Source organism: Paraburkholderia sp. C35 (genome assembly GCF_003121405.1).
In the GTDB taxonomy this organism is placed as follows: Bacteria; Pseudomonadota; Gammaproteobacteria; order Burkholderiales; family Burkholderiaceae; genus Paraburkholderia.
This window is the reverse complement of sequence record NZ_QBUY01000021.1, coordinates 92,243-101,582: the sequence shown is the minus strand read 5'-3', so window position 1 is coordinate 101,582 and position 9,340 is coordinate 92,243. Positions and strand designations below refer to the sequence as shown.

The following is a 9,340-nucleotide window of genomic DNA, read 5'->3' as shown; positions in this document are numbered from 1 at the left end:
GTTCAGCGGCTTTCTTTTGCCTACTTTTCTTTGCCGCGGCAAAGAAAAGTAGGTGCTGCCCCGCACAGGGGCGACGCATGAAGCACCACTAACAAACCGCGGATGCCAGCAAAAGTACAAAAACCAAAAACCAAAAAGCAAAAACCAAAAAACCAAAACAAAAAAATCAAAACCGATACCGAATCTCCACATGCCCCGCCTGCGCCGAAGCATGCCCAGTCGCCAACACGGCATCATACTCAACCGCCACACTCAGCGATTTCACTGGCTGCACACCAACACTCACCCCCGCGGTCAACTGATCCCGCGGCAGCGTCACACCCGACGCCGCAAACACGGTGCCATCCTGCGCACCGACCGTCACAGTTCGCCCGCTACCGAGCAACTCACGCGCATACCCCACCCGCACCTCGACATTCATCGGCCGGAGCGCATTACCAAAATCCTTCCCAAACGACACCTGCGCATAGGGCTGCAGACTGCGCACATTATCGGCATCGACGGTCAGATCCTGCCCATTCGCGCCGCTTTCGCCAAACCCGTTCGCATGCAGATACGAAAAGCGCAAGCCGATGCGCGGCGTCACCTTGACGCCGCCGAGCGCGAGCGGCAGCGCTGCCTGCGCGGCAGCCGACATCTCCTGTCCAACGTGATCGCCCTGGGCCGTCCCGACGGCGCCAAAAGGCCGCTTCTGCGACAGAAAATCGACGCCTGCACCGAGCGCCGCCGATACGTCGACGGGTCCGTATGTTCTCGCGCCATATACTGCGGCGCGCAGGGCGTCCGTCGTGCCCGAATCGCCCGTGCCGTCTTCGCTGATGTCATTATGGTTGTAGCTGCCCGCAACACCCACCGTGTACGCGCCGAGCCGGCTGTCCAGACCCGCGATGAAGCCATAGTTGCGCGCTTCGAAACCCGGTGCGCTGCCGGTGCCATGCAGCTTCGTCTGCGATCCCGTCGCGTTCGCCCACACCGACTTGCCCGTCCACGTGTAGTCCGATAGCGCAATGCGTTCGAGCAGCGCTGCGTTCGTCGTCTGCGCGGAAAGGGCCAGCGTCGTGCCGAGCGCGGTGTAGATACTGGTATCGGCAGGCGCGACGATCATCACGCCGACGGGCGTACCGGCAGGGCCGCCGACGGGCGTGCTGTCGCCGGTCGGCTGCTGGCCGAGCCCGCTCAACACCAGATCGACTTCGTTCGCAGCGTACTCGACCGATTGCTGCAACGCGCCGAGATTCGCACCGCTCGCGAGTGTCCCCGATACATTCGTAAAGCGTCCGCTCACGCCCGTGCCCGCCGTCACGATCGCATAGCGCGTGGCCTGATACGTGCCGGGGTCATACACGATCCGCAATCCGCCGTTCAGCGTCGCCGCGCCGCCTACCCGCAACTGCGAACCGGACGTCGGGTTGACTTCGATCGCGAGCGTCGCCGTGCCCGCCTGCGCATAGTTGCCGGCGACGGTCAGCGAGCCGATCGAACCGCCCGGCCTCACCACGCCGTTGTTGGTCACGCTGCCCACGATCGAGCCATGTCCGCGCAACGTGCCCGGCGCATCGACGATCACATCGCCGCCAAGCTGCGCGCCCGGATTGTCGATATCGCCGACGGCGAGCGTGCCTTTCATCACCTCGGTGGCGCCTGTGAACAGGTGGCTGTCGCCGTTCAGTGCAACGGTGCCGGTGCCTTGCTGCTCGATGCGGCCCGCACCCGTGACGTTGCCCGCGTAAGTGATTGCATCGGGGCGGTTGAACACCAGCAGGCCATCGTTGGCCGTGTTGCCGACGAGATCGCCCGCCGCCGTGCCCGGGCCGATAGTCAGCGTGCCGCCCGACGAGACCACGGGATTGGTTAGCGACCCGAACAGATGTGGTGTGCCGCCGCTCAACACCTGCGTGCCGCTCACGCTTGCCCCGCTCGATACCGTCTGCACGCCGCCGCTCGCGACGATAGAGCCGTTCGCCGTGCCGCCCGACAGGACATCCTGCGTGCCACCCGACGACACCATCGTGCCCGACGTCACGCCGCCCGCACCGACGGTCTGCAAGCCGCCCGACGCGACGGTCGTGCCCGACGTCACGCCGCCCGCACCGACGGTCTGCAAGCCGCCCGACGCGACCGCCGGGCCCGACGGGACGCCGCCGGACCCAACCGACTGCGAGCCCCCGGAAGCCACCGACGTCCCGTTCGTGACGCCGCCCGCGCCAACCGGCTGCGAGCCACCCGACGCCACCGCGGTGCCCGACGTGACGCCACCGGAGCCGACATTTTGCGAGCCGCCCGAAGCGACGGTCGTGCCGCTGGTCTTGCCGCCGTCCGTCACCGTCTGCTGCCCGCCGCTGCCGACGGACGTGCCGACCGTGGTGCCGCCCGACACGACTTCGCTGCCGCCGTTGTTCACCACCGTTCCGCTCGCCGTACCGCCGGAATTCACAAGCGATGCACCGCCGCTGTTCACCACGGTCGCGCTTGCCGTGCCACCCGACATCACGATGCTCGATCCGCCGCTGCCAACCGACGTTGCCGCTGCCGTGCCACCTGAAGAAACGAATTGAGTGCCGCCGCTGCGCAGCGTGCCGCTCGTCGCACCTCCCGACAGCACGGTCTGGGTTCCGCCGCTGCTGACCTGCGTGCCGCGCGTGATGCCGCCCGACGACACGAGCTGCTGGCCGCCGCTGCTCACCTGCGTGTTGCTGGTGGTGCCGCCCGCGACCTGCTGCGTGCCGCCCGACACGACCTGCGTGCCTTGCGCCGTCGCACCCGACGACACGATTTCCTGCCCGCCGCTGCTGACGACGGTACGGCTCGGCGTGCCGCCCGCGCTGACGATCACGCTGCCGCCCGCCATCGCCGTCGTGCCCGATGCCGTGCCGAACACGGTCTGCGAACCGTTGGATGTCACGGTCGTGCCGAGCGCGGTGCCACCCGCCGACACGACTTCGGAGCCGCCCGAGGTCACGAACGAACCGCTCGCCGTGCCGCCCGCCAGCACGGATTCGAGGCCGCCGCTGCCCACCGAGGTGTTGTAGGCGGTATCGCCCGCGAGCACGGTTAGCGCGCCGCCATTCTCGACGATCACATCCTGTGCAATGCCGGAGACGATCGAAAACGAGCCGTTCGCGTTGACGCCGGACACGGTCGCGGACGTGTTGGTGACGAGTGCCGCCCCTGCCTGTTGCGAGACGGCCGTCGCCGTGCCGCCCGACGACACCGTGAGCTTGCCGCCGCTCGACACGGTGGTCGAGGTGGCCGATCCGTTCGTCAGCACGGTGTGCGCGCCGCCGCTGCCGACGGAGGTATCGAGCGTCGTGCCGCCCGCCGATACCGTCACGAGACCGCCGCTGCCCGCCGTGGTGTGCGTGGCGGTGTCGCCGGCCAGCACGGATAGCTGGCCGCCGTTCTCGACGATCACGTTCTGCGCGTTGCCCGAAACGATCGAAAACGATCCGCTGACGTTATTCCCGCTTACCGTCGCCGACGTGTTGGTGATCAGCGCAGCGCCTGCGCTTTGCGTCACATTGAGCGCCTTGCCGCCGCCGGACACGATAAGCTGGCCGCCGCTGTTGACGGTCGCGCCGCTCGCCGTGCCGCCCGAGGAAACCAGCAGTTGACCGCCGTTGCTGACCGTCGTGGTGCTGGCGGTGCCGCCGTTCTGCACGATCGCGCTGCCGCGATTGCCGACTTGTGTGCCCGTTGCCGTCGTGCCGCTCAGCACGGTGAGCGAGCCGCCCGCTTCGACGAACACGCCCTGCGCAACGCCATTCGAAATCGAGAATGCGTTGGTGGCGCCGTTTGCCGAGTTGGTGCCGGCGACGGTCGCCGATGTATTCGTGATCAGCGCAGCGCCGGCCTGTTGCGTGACGTTGGTCGCCGTGCCGCCCGACGAGACGGTCAGCGTGCCGCCGTTGCCGACGGTGGTCGAATTCGCGGACGCGCCTGCGAGCACGACTGCCGAGCCCTGATTGACGATGTGTGTACTGGTCGCCGAGTTGCCCGCCAGCACCGTCAGCGTGCCGCCGTTTTCGAGCAGGACGTTGTTCGCCGTGCCACCCGACACCGAGAAGGCGCCGCCGCTATTGGTGCCGCTCACGGTCGCGGACGTGTTCGTGATCAGCGCCGCGCCGCTCGACTGCACGATGCCCGTTGCGCTCGCGCCGCTCGACACGGCGATCGTGCCGCCGGAGAGCACCTTCGTACCGCTTGCCGTGCCACCCGACGAAACCGTCTGCCGTCCGCCGTTGCTGACGGTCGCGCTCGTTGCAGCGCCGCCGCTCAGCACGTTCTGCATGCCGCCGCTGCGCACGCTCGCGGAGGTGTCGGTGCCCTGGACGTTCTCGGTGCCGCCAGCGGACAGGATGGTGGAGGTGGCTGAACCGCCTGCGGAGACCGTCAGCGTGCCACCGCTCACGACGGCGCCGATGATCGAGCCGCCACTGCCGACGCTCGCCTGGCCGTTGCTGTTGACGGCCGTTGCGCTCGCCACGCCACCCGACGATACGATCAGGCGGCCGCTTGCAGCGACTGTCGCCGATGTGTCGATGCCCGCGACATTGTCGATACCGCCTGCGTTGATGGTCGTGCGCGTGGCATGGCCGCCTGCCGATACCGTCAGCGTGCCGCTATTGAGAATCGTGCCGGACGTCGAGCCGCCGCTGCTGACGATGCTCTGGCCGCCGCTGGCTACTGTCGTCGCGCTTGCCGTTGCGCCCGCGTAGACGTTCTGCGTGCCGCCGTTGCTGATGGTGGCTGACGTATCGGTGCCATAGACCGAATCGACGCCACCTGACGACACGATGGTGCGCGAGCCGCTTCCACCTGCAGAGATGACGATGCTGGCACCGGAACTGACCGTCGTGCCGCGCGCCAGTCCACCCGACGATACGACCACCGATCCCGCGTTGCGCACCACCGTGCCGCTCGCGACGCCGCCACCCATCACCGTCTGCATCGATCCGCTGCTGACCGTCGTGCCGCTTGCGAGACCGCCCGATGAAACGACTTCGGATGCACTCGCCAGCAGGGTCGTGGCGCTCACCGTGCCGCCTGCTTCGACGACATCCATGCCGCCGTTGACAGTCGTGCTGCGCGCCACGCCGCCCGACGATACCTGCAGCACACCGCCTGAGCCGACACTCGTGGTCTGTGCGAGGCCACCTGAAGAGACCGCCTGCGTGCCACCAGCACTGACGCGCGTGCCGCTGGTGACACCGCCCGACAGCACGGTCTGTACGCCGCCCGACGTCACGATATTGTTGACCGTCTTGCCGAGCACGTCTTCCGTGCCACCGATCGTCGCGCCCGTTTCGGTATCGCCGGCGGCGACGGTGGTCTGCGCGAGCGCGCCCTGTGCGAACCACGGCTGCAGGGTCAGCGCCGCGAGCAGCATGCCGAGCAGCCGCGAACACCGGCGATAGCGACGGCCGAACGCACGCACGGCATCCACGCGACGCCACGTCATTCTTTTCATTGTGTTCCCCGAATTTCCCTGTATCTACTGCTGCACTTCTTTTGTTGTTTGTCGTGCTACGGGTACTGCCTTGCTATTCCAGTTCTGAGTGTTCGACGGTTCGACTGGTTGTTCTGGTTCTTCTGGTTCTTCATCTCAACGCGATAGCGCGGCGCGTTTCAGGCAACTGCCATTGCCTGTGTGCTGAACGCCGGTATGCGGCTGATCGTGTGCCTGACCTGTTCGGCCGTGATGAGCCGCGTGCATTCGAATTGCCGTGGCGTGCCCGCATGACGTGGACACCACATGAAATCCTGATGGTCGAACTGCACGCGCACGTCGTTCCAGCAACTGTTGCAGGTGTGATAGTTGATGACGCGGTAGGGCGTGTCGAATTCGTTGGTCGGATGCGTGAAGCCACTGATCAACACCACGGGCGTATTCATCGCCCACGCGAGCCACGACAGGCCGCTGCTCAGGCCCACGAAAAATTCCGCATGCCTGAGCCAGCGCGCGCGTTCGGCGAGTGGCTGATCGCCGGTGAAATCCTCGCAACCATGCGGCAGGTGATTCCACACGATGCCATTGCCATGCGTCGCTTTCTGATCGATACAGATCACGCGATAGCCGTGCTGCTTGAGGAACTGCACGATCTCGCGCCAGCCGGTCGGGTTGTTCCAGTACTTGCACTGCGTCGTGCTTTGCGTCGCGATGCAGACGTATTTCTCCGCGATGGGACGGCTATCGTCGGGCAGGGCGATGTTGGGGCGCGCTTCCTGCGGATCGACGCCGAGTATGTAGGCGGCTGTGCGATGCAGGCCGACCAGCCTGAAATCGCAGGGTTGATGCACGTTGGCATCGTCGGTGAAGAACAGGCCGATGTTGTAGGTCGCGTAGTAGTCGGCGGGATTGACAGCGTCGGGGGTGACGAAACGGATCGACGGATAGGTGTCCCTGAACAACGCGATGAGCGCTTCGCCCATCACACAGGTCAGGCGGCAACCATGCTGCCGCTCGAACTTCGCGACATACGGAAACCAGCCCAGCGTGTCGCCCAATGTGCCCACGGGCAGATGCACGAGCACGTCGCGGCCGGCGAGTTCGAGCCGATGCCGGAAGACTTCCTTGCCTTGCGACCACACTTCGATTTCGAATGGCACGAAGTACTTCTTGCTGCTGGCGACGGAACCCGCTGCGAGCTGCGTTTCGAACAAAGGGTTCGCCGTCGCTGTATCGCGCAACAGCACGCGCCATTCACCGTCGCCTGCGGGCAGCGTGACGCGGCAGCCGTCGTTGAAGTCGAAGCGGATACCGTGCGGCCCCTGCTGCGTCGGTTTGTCCGCTGGCCGTTGAACGGGTTGGCCGCTCTTTGGCGTGGCGTGAAGGTCGCGCGTGCCGTTGTGCGTCTCGGGCTGCGTCGGGATGTTGTGTGCGCTATCGGTGTTCTGCGTCACCGTGTCTGTTTGCGTCACTGCTGTCGACCTGTTCGAATTGAAAGTTAAACAACGCGGATTCGCCGGCCAGTATTTTTCATGGGCTTAAACGAAGTCGGCCCGCTAACGTTTGCCCAGATACTGGAAAAGCGTCGTTTCATGTCCGATGCGGGGCGTGAAGCATGCGCGACTTCACGATCCTTTTATTGATCGCGGTGATAACGGCAGATGCGTTTCGAAACTTTAATTGCGGTTTGTCATCGCGCAGTGGATGCAAGTCGCGTAGGTGGAGTTGTCGTTTTGTGCAAGCGTGTATCGCATGAGACACATTAAGTGCCCGTTGCTCGATAGCGTGTCCTATACGGAACATTAAAGTCCGTCGCTGAACATTCGCTCCCTGCGATGCACGCCAACTGGGAAAACTGCACCGCTACGACACGGCGCTGAACCGGCGTGGGGCATCGCGACCACGTGGTCAGATCCTTCCCGGTCTGCCAAAAATCCTTTCCCGACAAGGGTTTAAGCGACCAAAGATGCGCCTGGCATAGTCCCTGCAATGCGTTCTCTCAACTTGTATTCAAGATTGAACGCATGAAAACACAACCCCACATGACGGGGCGCGGACTGCTTGGCCAATACGCGCGTGGTGAACTGACGCCCGCCCAGACCGTCGAGCAAGTCGTACGCAGCCTCGCCGGGACGCATCGCCCGGAAGCATGGCTGCTGCGCGTCCCCGAAGACAAACTCCGCGCGCGTGCTGCTGAACTGCAGCGCCGCAAGGACGCACGCGGCGAAGCGTGGCTGCAAGACATGCCGCTCTATGGTGTGCCGTTCGCCGTCAAGGACAACATCGACATTGCTGGCCTCGCGACCACCGCGGCCTGCGCGCCTTTCGCCTACACGCCCGACGAAAGCGCGTTCGCCGTCCAGCGTCTGCTCGATGCAGGCGCGATCCTGATCGGCAAGACCAATCTCGATCAGTTCGCGACGGGTCTGGTCGGCACGCGTTCGCCGTTCGGGGCGGTCCGGCAGGTCGAGTTCGATGCGTATGTGTCGGGCGGCTCGTCGTCGGGATCGGCAGTTGCGGTGGCCTCGGGCGTCGTCGCGTTTTCGCTCGGCACGGATACGGCAGGCTCGGGACGCGTGCCGGCCGGATTCAACGCACTGGTCGGCCTCAAGCCATCGCTTGGACTGGTCAGCAAACGCGGTGTGGTGCCTGCGTGCCGCAGCCTGGATTGCCTGTCGATCTTCGCGCACGACGTCGCGGACGCGTGGCGTGTGCTCGAGCAGATGGCCGCATTCGATACGCTCGACGGTTACTCGAAGCACATCGCATCGCTGGGCTTGCCGCGTGGTTCACTGCGCGTCGCGATTCCCGACACGCTCGAATTCTTCGGCGACGCTCACGCGAAAGCCGCCTTCGCCGCCTCGCTCGATACGATCACGTCGCGCCTCGGCTTGAGCGCAGACATGGTTGCCTTCGCGCCGTTGCAGCAGGTCGCAGCGCTGCTCTACGACGGCCCGTGGGTAGCGGAGCGCCGTGCCGCGCTCGGCGCATTCTTCGAAACGCAGCACGCAGCGATCGATCCCGTCGTCGCCGAAGTGATCGGCAAGGCCGACCGATTCAGCGCCGCCGATGCGTTCGACGGCCAGTACGAGTTGATGCGCCTGAAGCGCGAGGCGGAAAAGATGTTCGAGTCCGTCGATGTGCTGATTGTCCCGACGACGCCCACGCATCCCACCATCGCCGAGGTCCGCGCCGATCCGATTGCGCGCAACAGCCAGCTTGGCCTGTACACGAACTTCGTCAATCTGCTCGATCTGTGCGCGCTGGCCGTACCTGCCGCGCGCAGAGCGGACGGCCTGCCCGCAGGCGTCACGCTGATCGCGCCAGCCGGTGCGGATCAACGGCTCGCCGTGCTCGGCGCACAAATCCAGGCGCTGTTCTTCGCCGACATCGACGCAGGCGGCGTGCAAGAAATCAGCACACGTCCACTGGCATTCGATGAACCGACCGTCACGCTCGCCGTCGTCGGTGCGCATCTGCGCGGCGAACCGTTGAACTGGCAACTGATGGAAGCGGGCGCGCGTTTCGTCGAAGCCACTACGACAGCGCCCGGCTATCAACTGTTCGCGCTCGCGAACACCACGCCGCTCAAACCGGGCCTCGTGCGCACTGCCGACACGCACAACGCGCACAACGCACAAGCCGGCGAAATCGCCATCGAACTGTGGGACGTGCCGCTGCGCACCTTCGGCGCATTCGTTGCTGCCGTGCCTGCGCCGCTCGGCATCGGCAACGTAACGACAAGCGATGGCCGCAGCGTCAAAGGCTTCATCTGCGAACCCGCCGCCATCGCACCCGACAGCGGCGCGCGCGACATCACCTCGTTCGGCGGCTGGCGTGCATTTCTGACCAGTCAATCTCAATCCGCATCGTGACTTCTCTGACAAAGGTGTG

4 protein-coding genes are annotated in these 9,340 nt (G+C 65.2%); 1 reads left to right on the top strand and 3 read right to left on the bottom strand.

The window, feature by feature from the left end:
• The 3 genes from DK391_RS44875 to DK391_RS15755 form a co-directional block, all read right to left on the bottom strand.
• A partial coding sequence (locus tag DK391_RS44875; protein ID WP_204117371.1) for a hypothetical protein occupies window positions 1–192 on the bottom strand: 192 nt, incomplete at its 3' end.
• Window positions 167–5,467 carry an AIDA repeat-containing protein gene (locus tag DK391_RS15760; protein ID WP_109478895.1) on the bottom strand — a complete coding sequence of 1,767 codons (5,301 nt, stop codon included), beginning with the start codon at window positions 5,465–5,467 and terminating at the stop codon, window positions 167–169. The genes DK391_RS44875 and DK391_RS15760, both read right to left, overlap by 26 nt.
• A gap of 158 nt (window positions 5,468–5,625) precedes the next feature.
• Window positions 5,626–6,918 (bottom strand): autotransporter strand-loop-strand O-heptosyltransferase, encoded by a 1,293-nt coding sequence (locus DK391_RS15755; RefSeq protein WP_109478894.1) that lies wholly within the window; start codon window positions 6,916–6,918, stop codon window positions 5,626–5,628.
• A gap of 552 nt (window positions 6,919–7,470) precedes the next feature.
• On the opposite strand from DK391_RS15755, the gene atzF reads away from it, so the two are divergent.
• On the top strand, window positions 7,471–9,321 hold the full coding sequence (atzF, locus tag DK391_RS15750) for an allophanate hydrolase (RefSeq protein WP_239482841.1): 1,851 nt from the start codon (window positions 7,471–7,473) through the stop codon (window positions 9,319–9,321).
• Window positions 9,322–9,340: the final 19 nt, after the last annotated feature.